At 42.9% G+C, this 16356-nt stretch carries 7 protein-coding genes and 1 pseudogene; all 8 read right to left on the bottom strand.

Annotated elements, in window-relative coordinates:
- Nucleotides 1–50: 50 nt before the first annotated feature.
- Nucleotides 51–221: pseudogene (locus tag AC0YN6_RS14760) on the bottom strand (helix-turn-helix domain-containing protein); the annotation flags it as partial.
- A 110-nt stretch (nt 222–331) separates the two neighbouring features.
- Nucleotides 332–2440: a DUF5054 domain-containing protein gene (locus AC0YN6_RS14755; protein WP_475747711.1), complete on the bottom strand. Its 2109-nt coding sequence runs from the start codon at nt 2438–2440 to the stop codon at nt 332–334.
- Between the two features lie 39 nt (nt 2441–2479).
- Nucleotides 2480–3319 carry a carbohydrate ABC transporter permease gene (locus AC0YN6_RS14750; RefSeq protein ID WP_475747710.1) on the bottom strand — a complete coding sequence of 280 codons (840 nt, stop codon included), beginning with the start codon at nt 3317–3319 and terminating at the stop codon, nt 2480–2482.
- A gap of 12 nt (nt 3320–3331) precedes the next feature.
- The gene (locus AC0YN6_RS14745) at nt 3332–4216 is read right to left on the bottom strand and encodes a carbohydrate ABC transporter permease (RefSeq protein WP_475747709.1); all 885 of its coding nucleotides are present in this window, start codon (nt 4214–4216) and stop codon (nt 3332–3334) included.
- 69 nt (nt 4217–4285) lie between these two features.
- On the bottom strand, nt 4286–5599 hold the full coding sequence (locus AC0YN6_RS14740) for an ABC transporter substrate-binding protein (protein WP_475747708.1): 1314 nt from the start codon (nt 5597–5599) through the stop codon (nt 4286–4288).
- 104 nt (nt 5600–5703) lie between these two features.
- The gene (locus AC0YN6_RS14735; protein ID WP_475747707.1) at nt 5704–7254 is read right to left on the bottom strand and encodes a response regulator; all 1551 of its coding nucleotides are present in this window, start codon (nt 7252–7254) and stop codon (nt 5704–5706) included.
- A 1-nt stretch (nt 7255) separates the two neighbouring features.
- Complete coding sequence (locus tag AC0YN6_RS14730) at nt 7256–9073, bottom strand: sensor histidine kinase (protein ID WP_475747706.1); 1818 nt, start codon at nt 9071–9073, stop codon at nt 7256–7258.
- A gap of 100 nt (nt 9074–9173) precedes the next feature.
- Entirely contained in the window at nt 9174–16289 is a 7116-nt protein-coding gene (locus tag AC0YN6_RS14725) for a discoidin domain-containing protein (protein WP_475747705.1), read from the bottom strand.
- Nucleotides 16290–16356 lie beyond the last annotated feature (67 nt).

Below are 16356 nucleotides of genomic sequence, written 5' to 3'. Positions count from 1 at the left end.
AAAATATCGATTCATATTCTAAAATACCAGACTTGCCGTGAACGTCTTGTCTAGTGAAGGGAGATCCGTTGTCGATACTCGGCAGGAGTTACGACAACCTCTTGTTTAAACACTTTGCCAAATTGGCTCGCGTTCTTATACCCGACCTCCTCCGCGATCTGGTTGATCCCCATCTCGGTTGTTTCCAGCCTGATCTTGGCTTGCTCCACTCTCACATGGGTTAAATAAGCTTGCTAAACACTCGAAAAATCGATAAAAATCGCGTAAGAACACAATGTCATTAACTTAACAGAATAAATACTTAGCAAGAAAATACTATTTAGTTGTTCATTTATCTCAAATGGATTGTGAACCTAAACTTCGAATCCTCCTCATACCACATTGGGAAGTTCGTCCCCCATACATTGTTATAAAGCAAGAAATGAAATCCTTCCTCCAACGGTGCGAACGTGTTATCGAATTGCAGCAAGCGTTTTCTGCCAGGTGCCACCAACGGCGAGTCTAACGTCTCAATCATCAGTTTTCCATCCGCGCCATCATAGCCTATTCCATTCTGAACGCCATGTAAATTTCGATTTCCATCCTTAACGACTTCAAGCGGCGATATCCATTCGCCCATCTTATCTAGCTTCCACAAATTCGAATTATCTACCTTCGGAGCGAAGGTAAACCAGATGGCCTCAGGGAGTCGATTGGCCTGCTTACCGAACCAGCTTAACGCTACTTCAACACTTTTGCGGTGCTTCGAGAACACATATTCCAGAAGCACATCGTCAGGAGCTCCGAACGATTTTAACGTTTGAGCAGGAAGTTTCAAGCGTACGAATACTTTGTCGGCTTCCTCTCCTTCGCACCTCACGAGCGATTCTACTCGCGGAGCATATAGCGCATGCCGCGGTACCGGAAGTACATTCTCTAAGCCCGGCTTACCAAGGTCCGCATCAGCCCAACTGTGCGTAACGCCAATGTTCACCACATATTGCTCGAACCATTGATGATAATTTTCCGGACCGAACGTCTCATAGGCTAATTGACCAAGACGGTGCTGATCATCTGCCCACGATTTCCCTTGCTGATCACTTAGCTGCAAGATCGATCCATCTTCTCCGAATTGTACGATGAACTGCCCCAATCGAACAGGCGTGAAGAGGGGTATCTCCATCGCATCTGCAGGTATGTCAAGCAGTTGCGGCTCCAATGCTGCGATCGCATTCAATGCCTCTTGTTTAAGCTCAGCAGATAATGCGCCGATCGCCTTCGTCAAGTAAGCTCTCTGCTCTGACCACGAGTTCTCAAACATGGAGTATGTGCGGATGAATTTCTCCGTATCCTTGTATAGCTCTTGAGATAGTTGGTCAAACTCATTCATAGCAAAAGCGCCTATATAAGCATACTTAGCTGTAATCGCGTCCTCTGATACGATATTAGCCTTTCTAGCTGCCTGAAAATCAGATAACGAATAGTTTTTGAAATCTAACAGAAATTTCTTCTCATCCAGCCCCCATGTATGTTCTGGAATGAGCAGTAGATTGTCAGAAAAATCGCAATGCTCTTGACTATTAACATCCATTTGTCCTTCTGCCAACCACTTCCGGCGCAGACGTAGCAGCTCCCGGAACTGAGTAATCTTTTTAGGGTCAGCCGCTATGCCGTGAATCCACGTATCTCCAATCTCCTCATGAACGACAGGCAACAGATACTTTAATGGTTGAAGCTTCTCTGCGAAAGCATCCATCGTAGAAGCTACGATCTCCGCACCAGGGAAACGCTTGGCTAGTCTAGCGAATTCCAACTTGATCTCTTCCGCGGAAGGAGGACCACAATTGTCTCCCGTGTGAGCAAATACCATCGCATCCTTTAACCCATCCAATTCCAGCACACTGCCGTAATTGTCCGCATAGTTGACTATGAGGTCGGACCCGTCTGCTCCTTTCCATACGAATAACGGCGGAACTGCTGGCACCGTACAAGCAGGATTAACTCCTAAATGAATGTATTGAATGCCTGCCTTAGCCATATGAGAAATCATTGAACGGGAATGACCAGGCACATCCGTCATTTTCGCTGAAATAGTCTTCATTCCGAAGCGACGGTCAAGCTTCTCTGAGAGAGTAAGGCTATAGCTGAACAAGCTTTCATCCAGCAGCTCCGTATGTGCGGTGAAAGGAAGCCCATGCCAGCGAATATATCCTTTCTTGATCGCCTCTTCCATCTCTCTTGCAAATGACTCACCGCTTTTCATATATTCATGGATCAGCCATGAACCTGTCGTCCAGACAAATTTTGCTTGACCGCCATCAGCCTCTAGCTGCTTCGCTAATTGAATCGCTTTAGGAATATAGGATTGTATATATTGCTCCAGCACTTGATCAGCCATTTCAGTAAAGCCAATATCCAGATGCGTTTTAAAGATCACATGAACTTTCTCAATCATCGTCATAATCGTCACTCCCACTCACTATCGTACAATAATATCTTCCTAACCTTTCAACCCGGCACTAGCTACACTTTCGATAAATTGTTTTTGGAATATTAAGAAAACGATAATTACAGGTGCCGCCGTAATAAAACTCGCCGCCAGTAATGAAGGAATGTTTTGCGAATTATCAGACGATAACGACATTTGTGATAGTACAAGCGGCAAAGTTCTCATCTCATCGCCAGTAATTACGATTCGTGCCCAAGCAAATTCATTCCACATGAAGGAAAAAGCTAATATAGCTAATGCCGACATCGAAGATTTCAACATCGGTACGGCAATCCGAAAGAAGATCATCGATTCACTGCAGCCATCTAGACGGGCAGATTCCATCATTTCATTCGGCATATAGCGGGAAAATTGCATCATCAGAAAAATCCCAAAACCGCTATAGAAGAATGGAAGAGCTAACCCAAGGTAGCTATCCAATAAGCCCAGTTTTTGAATAAACGGATAGATCGGAAGATACGTAATCTCTTGCGGTAGCATCATTGTCGCCATGATCAAAACAATGATACTTTTCTTGAAGCGGAAATTGTATTTCACAATAACATAACCCGTCATCGAGCATAATAGAACGTGAAAGATTAACATAATTACCGTTGCTACGGTACTATTAAACAAGGCGATATCAATATGCCCTGTTGTCCAGGCAGATACATAATTCCCAATTGTTGGATTAGTCGGAATCCATTGAAATGGCACTTTGAATATTTGTCCTTTCCCCTGCAGCGATGCCGAAACCAACCACAGAACGGGAGAAAGCATAAGAAATGCAAATATTAACATTAGGATGAAAGCAACAATCGACTTGAATCTTATCGTTTCTCTTTGCAACATGGTAAGGTCCCCTTATTCGTTAAAGAACTTCGTTACCTTCATTTGAACAAAGGTAATGAGTAGTGTAATTAGGAAGAGAACGAATCCAATTACGGATGCATAACCAACATTCCTAGATGTAAAGCCCTGATCAAATAAATACATCAGGATTGTTTCTGTCGAACCATACGGTCCTCCCGCAGTCAAAATCATCACCTGCGGATATATTTTTAATAGTCCCATAATTGCAATTATTGAAGAAAATATAATAACTGGGCTTAATTGTGGCAATGTAATGTGAATGAAAGTGTTCCAACGATTTGCACCATCGATCTTGGACGCTTCATATAGCTGTGAATCTACATTCGACAGCCCTGCCATAAAGATGACCATGAAATAGCCAATAAGTAACCAGACGCTAAGTATAATAATGCTAACCATCGCCCATGTAGGATCGGTTAGCCAAGGTATTTTTCCGATACCGAACATAGACAGCACACCATTAATAAAGCCAATTTCCACCCCAAACCAAACTTTGAAGACAACGGCCGCAACAATAATCGAAATAATATAAGTCGTAAAGATTGCACTGCGAATAAATGCTTTACCCATTTTCAAATAAAATACGCCCATAGCTACGAATAGCGAAATGATTAACGTAATTGGCGTGCTAATTGCTGTAATAAGCAATGTGTTTTTCAACGCCTGATGTGCCCGTGTATCGTGGAAAAATTTCGTGATGTTTTTTATTCCAACGAATTTTCCTTCATTCAGAAAATTGTAATCGGTGAACATCCAATAAATGTTTTTGAAAAATGGAAAGTAGAAAAAAACTCCAAAAAAAATTATTGCTGGGATAAGTACTGCATAGACGAATCCCCTATTTTTCATCCTCTGTTTAATTGTGAGGGTCGCCATATTCTCTCTCCTTAATAAGAAAATCAATCTAGCCGGCCATACGACCGGCTAGATTGATTTCTTATTTAATTATTCGGCCTGAAGCGCCTCTTCGATCCCTTTATTAATCTGAGCTGCCGCATCCTTCATCACTTTCTCTGGATCTTCCAAACCAATCAGAATACGCTCTAATGCTTCGTTATAAACCTTAGCACCGTCCGGATACAAGTAAGGGGCCTCCAGGAAGTTATATTTCGAATCTATCATTTGATCACGAAGTGCAAGCTTTCCTTCTAGAACCCCTTCTTCTTTCCATGCTGCTTGCTTCTCCGCATTATCATACAAAGCTAGATCCGTTGTACCGCGAGAAAACTTCATTTGGTATTCCTCTGACCCCAAGACTTTCAGGAAATCCAATGCTTCTTTTTTATTTTTAGAATTTTTGAATACGCCAAATTCAACACCGCCCAAACTTGTAACGCTTTTTCCACTTTTACCGACAGGCAATGTCGTATAGCCAGTATCGATGCCCGCATCTATTGTAGGAGCGATCTCCCAGTCTCCAACTGGAAAGAATGCAATCTGTCCATTCAACCACATTTGATCGTAGGTACCATCCACTTTTGGAGCCCAACCATTTTTAACGAAGTCACTCATTACTTGGAAAGCTGCAATAGATTCAGGAGAATCGATCAACGTTTTCGTGTAATCCTCATTCATTTGTTGACCACCGTTAGACCAAAGCCAGTAATCTGTTGCCCAATTTCCGCCTTCGAAGTTAGTCGCATAAATCGTTTTTCCATCATCCGTCTTCAAGTCTTGGTCTTTAATTATCTTAGCAATATCAGCCAACTCGTCGATCGTTTTCGGCGGTTCCGTAACTCCTATTTTGCTTAAAATATCTTTGTTGTAGAAGAGGAAGACCGAATTGTTGCCCATAGTAATTCCAAATATCTTATCGTCGTATGTAATCCTTTGCTTCTGTCCTTCGGACAGCTTATCGTACATTTCCCATGTCTTTACTTCATCCGTAATATCTTCAAGCACGCCGGATTTGAAAAATTCCTTCCCCCATACCATCTTGCCGATATCAGGAGCCTGTCCGCCGCTCAACAGAATCAATTCCTTGTTCCGCATCTCTTGACCACCGTTGCCCCACGGTGAAGTAATTACTTCGATGGTTGCATTCGGATATGTTCTTTTGTAAATCTCAGTTGCAATGTCTAAACCGTCATCAGAGTTGCCCGATGACACAATTTTTAATGTGAATTTCTTGTTTGTATCCGCTTGCTGGTGACCTGTCTCTGGCGATGAGTTGGGCTGCTCTCCTTTATTACTCGCCCCACATGCAGACTGTAATCCAATGATTAACATTAACGCGATTACAAATGGCGCTTTTTTCATTTGTCTTCCCCCCAAAGTAATTATTTATATTGTACATTTTCATTATAAAGCGCATACATTTTTAGTTAAATAATCAGATATTCCGAACCTTGTTCTAATATTCTTCACTTCACCCGTTGACGAAATTCATTTGGCGTAATCCCTGTACTTTCTCGGAAAACTCTGCCAAAGTGGCTCTGATTTTTGTAACCAACCTTCGTTGCTATTGTATTTGCACTCCATTCGGTCGTACGTAACAACTCTTGCGCCTTGTTCATACGCACTGCGGTGAGATAATCCCAGAAATTATCCCCAGTCTTTCGCTTAAAGAAGGTACTGAAATAATTTTTGCTCATATTAACCTGCTCTGCAATGCTCTCAAGCGTGATCTCCTGCGCATAGCTTTCCTCGCAATAGCTTAATACCTTCGCAATAATCCGCCCATCTTCGCCCATACGATTCCTGTCCATTAGATCAAATAATTGTATCGTCAATTCACAGATCTCTGAGCTTAGTAAAGATAATGTCGAATATTTCTTCAGTTCTTCTACACTAATGAACTGGATCAGTTTCGATATATTGTCATCTTTGTCTGTCAACAGGCTAGTATGCTGAATTACTTTCTTCAAGGCTGATACATGCTCATAATAGAACTGGTACACGTCTTCTGGTCGCCTGTTTTGGTTGCTCGCCAAAGATTTCTCCGTATCAGATAAATACTGAAGAGCCTTTTCTCGCATGCCAAGGGTCACCCGTTCAAGGAACAACTCGATCCTTCCCACATCATTGTGAACCTTATGGTCCCAGCTTGTCTCAACTACATACTCAAATCGTAGTGTTTGATCGTTATAAAACCGCATTTCCAAAGCCATATTAGCTTCCCTATAAGCCATCACCATCTGCTTGAGCGCATAGTTCGCACGGCTAACCCCGATAATAAATTCATCTACGAATTCCTTATGCAGCGCTGCATCGATTCGGTTCAAATATTCATCTTGCTCGTATATGAGAACGAGTTCATCATCATGATTGAAGAAAACAATTCCATTCATCTGCGAGCGAGAATTATGCAGTATCCCCTCTACTATCTCCCCAATTTTATTACGAGAAACGGTACGATTACGATTAAACCTAATAATAGCCAGTTGACATTTTTCTTCATAGAAATGATGACGGTAGCCTATCGTTTGATTCATATCAACATACCGTTCATAATCCACAATCAAATAACGCAACAGATTTTCCCGAATCATCGGTTCCAACTGTGCGACTGACTGCTTCAACTGATTGTTCCCAACTTCTTCATCGAGCGCCCGTACTACAACGCCTATAGCTTCAACCAGCTTCACCTCATCGACTGGCTTAACAAGGTACCCGCATGCTCCATAATCAATGGCTTGACGCGCATATTCGAACTCTCGGAATGCGGACAGAACAATAACTTTAAGAGCAATATTTTGCTCCTTGAGCACACGCATTACATCCAATCCATCCATTTGAGGCATTCTGATATCCATAATGACAAAATCTGGACGTTCGGATTTAATAATCTCTAACGCCTGCAAGCCATCAAAAGCCTCACCAACAATCATGATATCAAGTTCGTTACGTTCGATTAATTTTTTAATAGACTGAACGATTAACATCTCATCATCTATAATAACGGCACGTTTCATGTTAACCCTCCCAAGGCATGTATACTTGTACTTTCGTTCCTTCGTTACGACGACTCAGCACCTTAACTCCATAAGGCTTCCCATATTTTAATCTAATTCGCTCATGAACATTAAGAATACCAATTCCTTGCCTTCCTTCCCTCACAATATTCGATTCCAAATAACACTCTAAATCAGTGTTAATCTCGGTGAGTTTCCCTTCAGTCATACCAACGCCATTATCGCTTACTTCGAGAACAAGCACCTTATCCTCGATTGTACTTATAACACTTATAAGTTTTCTATCTTTCTTGTTCTCCAATCCATGAAATACAGCATTCTCAACAAGCGGTTGAAGTAATAACTTCATAATCTGTGAGCGCTCGACCTTTTCATCTATTTCAAGAACGACATCTATCGTGCCGTTATAACGGATATTCTGAATTTCTAAATAGCTCTTAATATATTCAATTTCTTTAAACAGCAATACCATCTCATTCTTTTCGTATATCGTATAATGCAGTAAATTGCCGAATGCAACTGTAACCCGCTCTACATCGCGACTTCGCTCCATCACTGCAAGAGATTGAATCGTTTGCAACGTATTATAGAGAAAGTGTGGATTAATCTTCGCCTGCAAAGCCTTGAACTCAGCCTCCTTCTTATGTATTTTCTCTATATACAGCTCCCCCATCAGCTTTTCTATTCGGTCCAGCATTGTATTAAATCCGTTGTTAAGAACCCGAAATTCATAAGATTTCGATTTCTCCGGAATTCTCAAATGGAATCGACCTCTACCTGCCTCGCGCATATGAGTAACAAGATTGATGATCGGGCGTGTATTGATTTGGGATAAGATGCTAGCAATAATGACACTTGCAACCATACAAATTAGAATGAGATATACAGTGAACTTAGCCATTTCATGCACATTCTTCTGTAGGGTGGTTAGTTTGCTAATATACACTAACTTCCAATCGTTGATTGCAGAGCTCTTGAAAGTGACCAATACCTTCTTTCCTTCCACTTCTCCGATGAAACTCCCACTACTTCGTTCAACAGTCAAATTCCCATTCGTTTCTTCGCTTATCAGCTTAATCCCTTGGGCGGGCTCAGCAGATGTTGTATAGATTGGACGATTATTATGATCGACAAGCAGCACTAAATCTCCCGAGTCCATAACTGATTGATCGATAATGTCTCCAATTTTGGTAAAATCTATATCTACCAAACTTATAGCAAGATTAGACGTGCTGAAAACGTTCAAATCTCGAATCGGATAACTTAGCGATATCCGTTCTTGAACGTTGGGGGGATAATAATAATTGGTTAAATGGTTAATGTGATATGAAATTTTTACTTGGTTCTCAATAAGATTATCTTTCCATATTTGCTGCAAGAAAGGTGAATTCAAATTGGCGGACTGAAAATTTGAGCTCATATGGAACTCCTGATTGTAAATCATTATGTTATTGATATCCGGATTAAGTGCCTGGACATCACCCAACAAGCGAATAACTTGCTGCCTATTTAAATAATTTGTATAATCGGAGTTCCCTTGGTAGCTTTTTAATGTTTCAATAACATTTCGATTAACGGATACAATCCGCATTGAATTTTCAATATGAGTAAAATATTCATCCATCAATAACATCGTTTGTCCCAAAACTTTGAAGGAATGTGTTCTCGCATCCGCTTCCATGGACGCAGAGGATTTAGCATAGGATATGTAACCTAAAGCACTTAAAGAAAGGACTAGCAATATGGAATAGGACATAATCATTTTCGTAGATATGGAGTGGAATCGGTTATTCCAGCGCTCTTTGTCCCATAATTTCATCTAAGCATCCGTCCTCTTAAAGTAATAATATTTGATATGATTAATTCATCCTATCGATAAAAAGAAAAGGGGAAGGCATCCCACCATCCCCTTTTCGAAATTAACCCAGTATCAATCTAGCAATCTCTGCAAGATCAACGATGTCGATTTTATCGTCACCGTTCATATCCGCTTTTTCATACATAGCCCATTCTGCATCAGCAGAAGTCTTTCCATAACCAACTGCGATGAGAGCGAGATCCCCAATGCTGATTTTACCGTCTCCATTTAGATCACCAGAAGCCGCTACATTCACGGAAGCTTTAAATGCTTGCAACGCTGCTTCTAGTTGAACGATCGCTTGCTCCACTTGATCTTGAGTAGCCCCGCCTTGACCCGCTACTGCCTTGGCAAGATCAATTGCCGTTTGCAATATCGCTTTCGAACCAGCTGGATACTGACCAATTCCAGCTCCTTCTACCGCTGCATCATGCGATGCTTGCGCACTCGTAATAAGTGCTTGCAATGCCGCTTTATCCAAGACAATAATTTGAATCGTGTACGGGGAACCATTGTTCACCGTCGTTTCGATTCCGCTTGCACCCGCAACAGCCGCGTCGGTTAAGAAGATCGAGCTCGTTAAGTTCTGGTCAGCCTCTTTGGCCTTGAAGTTCAGTTTCAATACAGGAGCCGTAGACTTTATTGCACTTCCGGACCCCGCACTTGCCATCAGAATGCGAACCTCACCTTCTCCTTCTTTCTTTCCGACGATAGAAAATCCACTCTGCAGGGCATCGACTGAAAGCAATTCTACTTGGGACGGATCATAATGGATCGTTTGATCCAGCGCATAAACGCTATCTGCAACATTGCTTAAGATGTAGGTCACATCAAAGGATTCGCCTGCAATGACGCTAGCGTCTCCCGTAGCCGTTAGGGTGTAGCTGCCCGTTTCGACATTTTCTTTAACTGTTATTATTGCTTTGGCTCTTACTGTTGTTCCTTCAACTTTGCCTGCAACGGAGAACACACCCTTGTTCGCCACCATGTCTGGTGTAATAGAATCCCAGGCAACGTCAACCATTCCGGTAGTCCCATCGTTGTATACGGCCTCCACCTGTGCAGGCAGCGCTGGGACTTCACCTTGCTCCGTATCTACAGTGACCGATTTGTGGTCTACGATTGTTTTCACAAAAGGCTTCTGCGCTTCGAACACCTCAAATTCCATCAGTCCGGGATTGTATGCGATCTTATTGATCGTCAGCTTTACCCAACTGGTTGTGATTGGCGTTTCAAAATCTACTACATTGTCTCCACTGGCTTTCAGCCCTGACAACTCTCTCGATCCGCCTTCCCATTCGAGCTTGGCATTCGTAAACACATCAAGAGGCGAATTTTCCCGTTCCACGAGATTAATTCTGCCAAGCGTAACTTCCTCATCGAACGTCAGCTTGATCCATGGGTCGCCTAGACTGCCTTGGCTGGCCCATGCCGTCGTCCGATTCCCATCTATCGCATTTCGCTCTGTATAGGAAGTAGTGTTAAAAGCTGAGCTCGCCGTCACGGTCGAAGTCGATGCGATGTTACTACTTCCCGTTACTTTAATTGACACCGGACGGCTTGCAACGGTCACCCCATCTAGAATAACATTTACTGTAACCGTTGCTTGAAAACCGATACGAACATCGTCTTTCAGGATGATCGTGTTACTGCCTTCCACAACAGCAAGTCTGCTGTCGCTGAATTGATATTCCACAGTAGCCCTTGATAAATCTACTAGCTCGCCATTATTTAGTAGTCCCTCCAACGAACCGACAATCGGTTCATTCCACTTGATCAAACTCTTATTTAAGGACAACTTCGCTTCTTTCAAGAAAGGGTTCAGATGCATTTTGCCATCAGCATCTACATCCACATAGAAGTAATCGCTTGCGCTATAGCCGTTATGCCTTGTGGTTACATTGATCTTCGCTCTTCCTTTTTCTCCGGCTGTAATCACTCCAGACGTTCCTACCGATGCGACGGACGTATTTTCACTTGTAATTGTGATTTTCGCATTTGTAAGATCCACAGGATCACCAAGGAAGGAATTTCCTTTCACATCAACCGTTAAAGTTTTACTATCTGCACCCATTTTCGGATCAATCTGAATGTTAGCAAGACCTGTCAAATCTGACGATGCGAACACTCTAACTTCCAACACATCGATCGGGCTGCCGCCTTGACCGCCGCCTGGGAAGGAAACCCTTACATAACGTGCCTGCACACTTGCTTTGTTCGGATCGACCGGATAGTTGTAATACAAGCCCTCTTGTTCCCAAGCATACAAAGTCGTATTACTTCTCGGAACGGCCAGTGTATTTCTCGATGTTGGCAATCCGCCGCCAGACAACGTGTTTGTTTCATTACCTGCTGTCCAATTTACACCGTCATCACTGTACTCAATCTTTACTTTTTCAGGCACATTGTAATAAGTAACATTGTTAGCATTCGGCATGTGGTTATTGAAAAATAAATTAACACGAGTAAGATCATAAAGCTTACCTAAGTCATATGTGATGCTTGAATTTTTTTCACCTTCCGCTGATACCCATTTGGAGAGATTGCCTCCGCTCGGGTCATTGATTATGCCATCTGATAATTTCTCGGCATTACCACTATCGGTTGTAACTGTCGGCGTAATGCCAGCTGCGACGTTTGCATCCGGGATAAGTGTAATGTAGTTGCGGGTTGATGTATACGTCTGTCCATCTACAGTTATGTCAGCCCAGTAGCTGTACATCGTAGGAGTCGAGATGATATCTGTAAATTGCATCGTGTTGCCGTTTACAACGAATGGCACTTGATCAGCAGGTACTTCCGTTACAATGATTTTACCCGTAGGGTTACTGCGGTTACCGTCAACTGTTGCATAGTGGTAGGTGATATTTTCGCCGCCTAGAATATCAATCGCGCCGCCCTTTTCTGTGAAGCCCTTGAATGTAACATCAAGGTCTTTATTGGTCGAGAATTGACCCCAAAATAATGCGCCTTCTGTGAACATATTCACACCAACAAGCGGAAGATTAGCCGAAATCGCACCTCCCGACACTTTTACAGGGTATGTGTCGGTCTTAACCTGAGTTTCATTTACCCCATCATCATAGGTTGCCGTAACTGTAATTGTAGCTGTACCGTCACCGGCAGCTGTTACTAAACCTGTTGCTGAGTCTACAGTTGCTACGCTTGTCTTATCACTTGTGTAACTAAGTGTAGCCGGTGCGAAAACATTGGTGTAATTTTTCAGATAGCTTTCTGCTCTAAGTTGCAGCTTATCGGTGGATGTCTGGCTGCTAAATAATTTAACACTAGTCATCGCATAGTTTCTTGTCTGGTCTTCGGTTGTAATCTTCAAGATAGTATCGATTGGGTCGGCAACAACACTCGATGTGTCGATTGTAATATAGTATTTGCCATTGTTTTGCTCAATTGTGAATGGCAGAGAAACCCCCTTGTTCAACCACTCGACCTTGTTAACCGGATAATTAAAGGGACCAATTCCGCTCATTGAGTCTTGATCGGTAAATCCTGTTTTGCTCACGCCAGAAATTTGGTTTTTAATCATGTGCATATACACATATTGGTCACGATACATGGCGTAACCCCAATCAGGACCCTGACCGTGTGCGATTGCTTTCTGCGGGTTAGTATGCCAGCCCTGTTTAATCGTGTAATCCATTGTGTATGGCAATGTACCGTACATAGACTCACGTAAGTCAGGACTTCCATCATTCACCATCCACTTTACAATGGAAGTACGAATATCTGATAATTGCTGCGAGGAAATCGGCACCATTGAGAATATATTGGTGTTATCCAAATTGCTGCTCAGGTTATCCATACCGCGGGTAACCGTTATGGACGAGTCATAATTCATGACATAACCGTGTCCATATTGGTTAATCATTTCCTTTGCTGCTTCCGGCCAACTGTCGCGCTCGTTGCCGCCTGCGTAAATTGTCCAAACGTCCAATGCTGTTGTATAGGGGTCGTTCCATTCCTCATGTGCCACTTTTTTTGTTTGTGGCAACACACTATATCTCCAGCCACCGTCGTTATAAGGCTCACTGTTCCAGAATGGACGCTCGTAAAGTGTAATATCTTGGTCACCCGTTTGGGCATCGGGGTTTGCATCAATTAATACACGATCGTTATAGTTACGGGCCGAACTCCATGCTATGTCTACATTGCCATAGCTCTGAGGATTACCATCGGCAAAGACATACCATGGGTCGTATCTTTCTACTAAGTCTTGGATATCACTTTCTATAATGTTCTTTCCACTGTATTGAGACGACAGGTATACACCAAATTTTAAACCGTAACGCTCCGCTGCCTGCTTCGCCTGCATAACTCTGTCTTTTACCTGCCATGTGCCGTCCTCAGATTGGTACATAGCGTTATATTTGTACATATTGTTACTATCGCTTGGAGTTAAGTTTGCGTTGCGTGACGGCCAGTAGTAAATTGCGTTTTGAACGCTTTCTGTTGATAGCATAGTCATGCCCATTTCTTTCGCTGTGTGTGCCCACTCGTCATAGTTGTAGTTCGGGTCGTAAAGATTCGGCATGGTTCCTGTGGTGTGTGACAGGGCCGCCATTTTGCCCTCAATAAACCAATCCACCGGGTTTTCCTTGACCGTGATCGTAAATGGCTTTGTTGTAGAAACAGCTAGACCGTCTGTAACCTTCACCGTGAAGGTATAATCCTTTTGTGATGCGCCCTGAGCACCGTCTGCAACATGACCTGCAATCTGTCCGTTAGATGTCAATGTTAGACCGGGCGGCAACTGACCATCGGAAATTTCCCAAGTGTAGTTGGGATTTCCGCCCGCGGCCTGGAATGTAAAGGGAGATGCCTGAGGGGCAATGCCTGATGTATGCAGGTTGCCGTCATATTTTGCAACCATCCACACATAGGGATTTTCATCGTAAGCAATTGGCAGCATATTTGACGGATAGTCGTTTGCTGGGACATTTGCATTACGAGCATCAAATTCAGCTTTATCAACTGCGAGTCCCTGTGTAACAATTGTCAGTTCGTCATCTGTTGTGTTTGGGCCTGTTACGGAATAGGTTAGATTAGGAATCTCATTTCCTGCGTTATCAGAAAGCCTTGTGTAGAAGCCGAGGAAGTTCATGTTAGTGCCGGAGTTTTTATGTTGAATTTCAATTAAAAGATTATTCCAACCTTGTTTTAATTCGATTGCGTATTTTGTACCATTCTTATTCACACTGCCAGCAATTTGGTCTTGTTTCCCGCTGAGAATACCGTTAGCGAATAGTTTATACACACCCGAACCGCCTACCTGCCACTGAACCGTTTGCGCTGTGGGACTGTAAACATAGGTTGCAGCGGCAACCCACTTGTTGGTTGTATCCTGCCCCTGCTTGACATCAAAGTAACCCATCAAGTCATTGTAATCGTCATAGTTGCGGTTGAAGATCCGGTCGTCGAAATATTGCCAGGTGGATGTTTCTGTGCTGTACGGATCGGCAAAAGACTGACCAATGACAGGAACGATGTTTCCAAGAGGTAGCTCTGGCTGATCAGGCATAGCTTTGCCGGTAAGTGAGATTTCTCTGAAACCGAACAAATCGTTAATGCCTGTTGCAGGTGCAGTATTAATTGCCATCTTAATTTTAGAAACATTATTTACACCAACGCCCAGATCAATTATACGATCAACATTTTTACCTGTAACCGCGGTATCTCCAAAATAAAGCACCTTAGAGTCGGAGTCGAGCAACTGATAGCTGACATGGAAAGGCACTGTTCCAGATGCCTCCGTCATATTGAATGTAATTGCATTGACCATCGAATTTTGCGGTAAGTTGGCCGTGATCGTTGGGTAGTCATCATCCCAGACAACACCCTGTTTATCATTGGACTTCCAAGCAGTGCTTACATTACCATCAAATGCATTAGATGCCAAATTTGTTTGATAGGTGGATGATGCTGTTATTCCGGTAAAGCCTGTGATTTTCTCCACGCCTTGAAGCAACGGTGCGCCTATCAACTGGGCAGTTCTAAAGCCGAACAAGCCGTTCCTTGTGGAGTCAAGTGTGCTAGTGCCGCCATTGCTTGGGTCTATAGACAGTGTAACCTTGCTGACATTGGTCAGACCATAGTAAAGGTCGATTTTCTGATTGTCAGTAACAGAACCGGATACATCATACTTTGTTCCGCTTGCAAGCACATTGTTCGCTGCATCATAAAGCTTGTAGTTAACCGCAAACTTGTAAGTGCCTGAGCTTTCGTGTGCCACAAAAGGAATGGATGTAATAATTTGAGGTTGCGGCAGTGTTATTGTCAACGTTGGATTGCTGTCCCACCCTGTCGTATCTGGACCCAGCGGGGTGCTAGACTGCCAGTATGTATCTTTATTTCCATCGAGTGCATTAGCTGCTCCATTTGCATCGCTTGTAGTGCTGGCAGATGCCGTAACACCAGTTATATCGTTAACATCGTTATCCGGTGGTGAAGGAGGCAAAGCATAGACACTGGCTTCGCGCATGCCGTAGTTGGTACCAGTGCGTCTGCTGCCATTTGTTCCACTTGTTGCGTCAATCGTGAACAAAACATAAGCAACATTTTGCTGAACCTTGGGAAACTCAATTACTTTCATGTCATTTATGTCATTTGTTACATTATTAACTGTACCTGAACTAAGCTTTACTCCCGATGTGTTATAAACCTCATATTTTACGGAAAACGGATCTGTTGACGGTGTCGAAGAAGATGTGTAATATCCATGAAGCCTGATAGATGTTACGTTTCCGGTATATTCAAGCACTACTTTACTTTGCCTTGTACCGCCGCTGCCTGAATTGTCGGTTCCACTCAGCGAGGATTGCCAAGTTGTATTCAGGTCTCCGTCAACATTCAAGCCTCTTGACGACCCTTTCAAAAGAGTTGGGTCAGGGCTGCTAGCAGTGTAAGCCCAAATCTTCTGAGTTTGGTTGAAAGTCGGTGAATCCATCTCACTAGTAGTTGGCGGTGTCAATCCGTAAATATTATCAACCACCGGATTTGTAAAAGGACCAGTTACTGCCCATTGATTAATATAGGGTGCAGTGCCTGACGTTTGTAGTGCATTTACATGTGGAGCACCCGGCATAAGTGTGATCACTCCCGCTACCATTGATAGTGCTAGATAACCAGAGAAGACTTTTTTGACACGCTTTTTCAGCTTCAATTTCAATCCCTCTTTTCATTTTTTCATTATCATGGTTAACCTGCATTTCCCAACAAGGGTTCGTTGA

The organism is Paenibacillus sp. J22P15 (genome assembly GCF_056269345.1).
The sequence above is the reverse complement of the archived record's forward strand: the minus strand, read 5'-3'. Positions and strand labels throughout refer to the sequence as shown.

Excerpts from the sequence above, each read along its gene's own strand:
- AC0YN6_RS14755 (WP_475747711.1), bottom strand. The coding sequence starts at position 2,440 with ATGACGATGATTGAGAAAGTTCATGTGATCTTTAAAACGCATCTGGAT.
- AC0YN6_RS14750 (WP_475747710.1), bottom strand. The coding sequence starts at position 3,319 with ATGTTGCAAAGAGAAACGATAAGATTCAAGTCGATTGTTGCTTTCATC.
- AC0YN6_RS14745 (WP_475747709.1), bottom strand. The coding sequence starts at position 4,216 with ATGGCGACCCTCACAATTAAACAGAGGATGAAAAATAGGGGATTCGTC.
- AC0YN6_RS14740 (WP_475747708.1), bottom strand. The coding sequence starts at position 5,599 with ATGAAAAAAGCGCCATTTGTAATCGCGTTAATGTTAATCATTGGATTA.
- AC0YN6_RS14735 (WP_475747707.1), bottom strand. The coding sequence starts at position 7,254 with ATGAAACGTGCCGTTATTATAGATGATGAGATGTTAATCGTTCAGTCT.
- AC0YN6_RS14730 (WP_475747706.1), bottom strand. The coding sequence starts at position 9,073 with ATGAAATTATGGGACAAAGAGCGCTGGAATAACCGATTCCACTCCATA.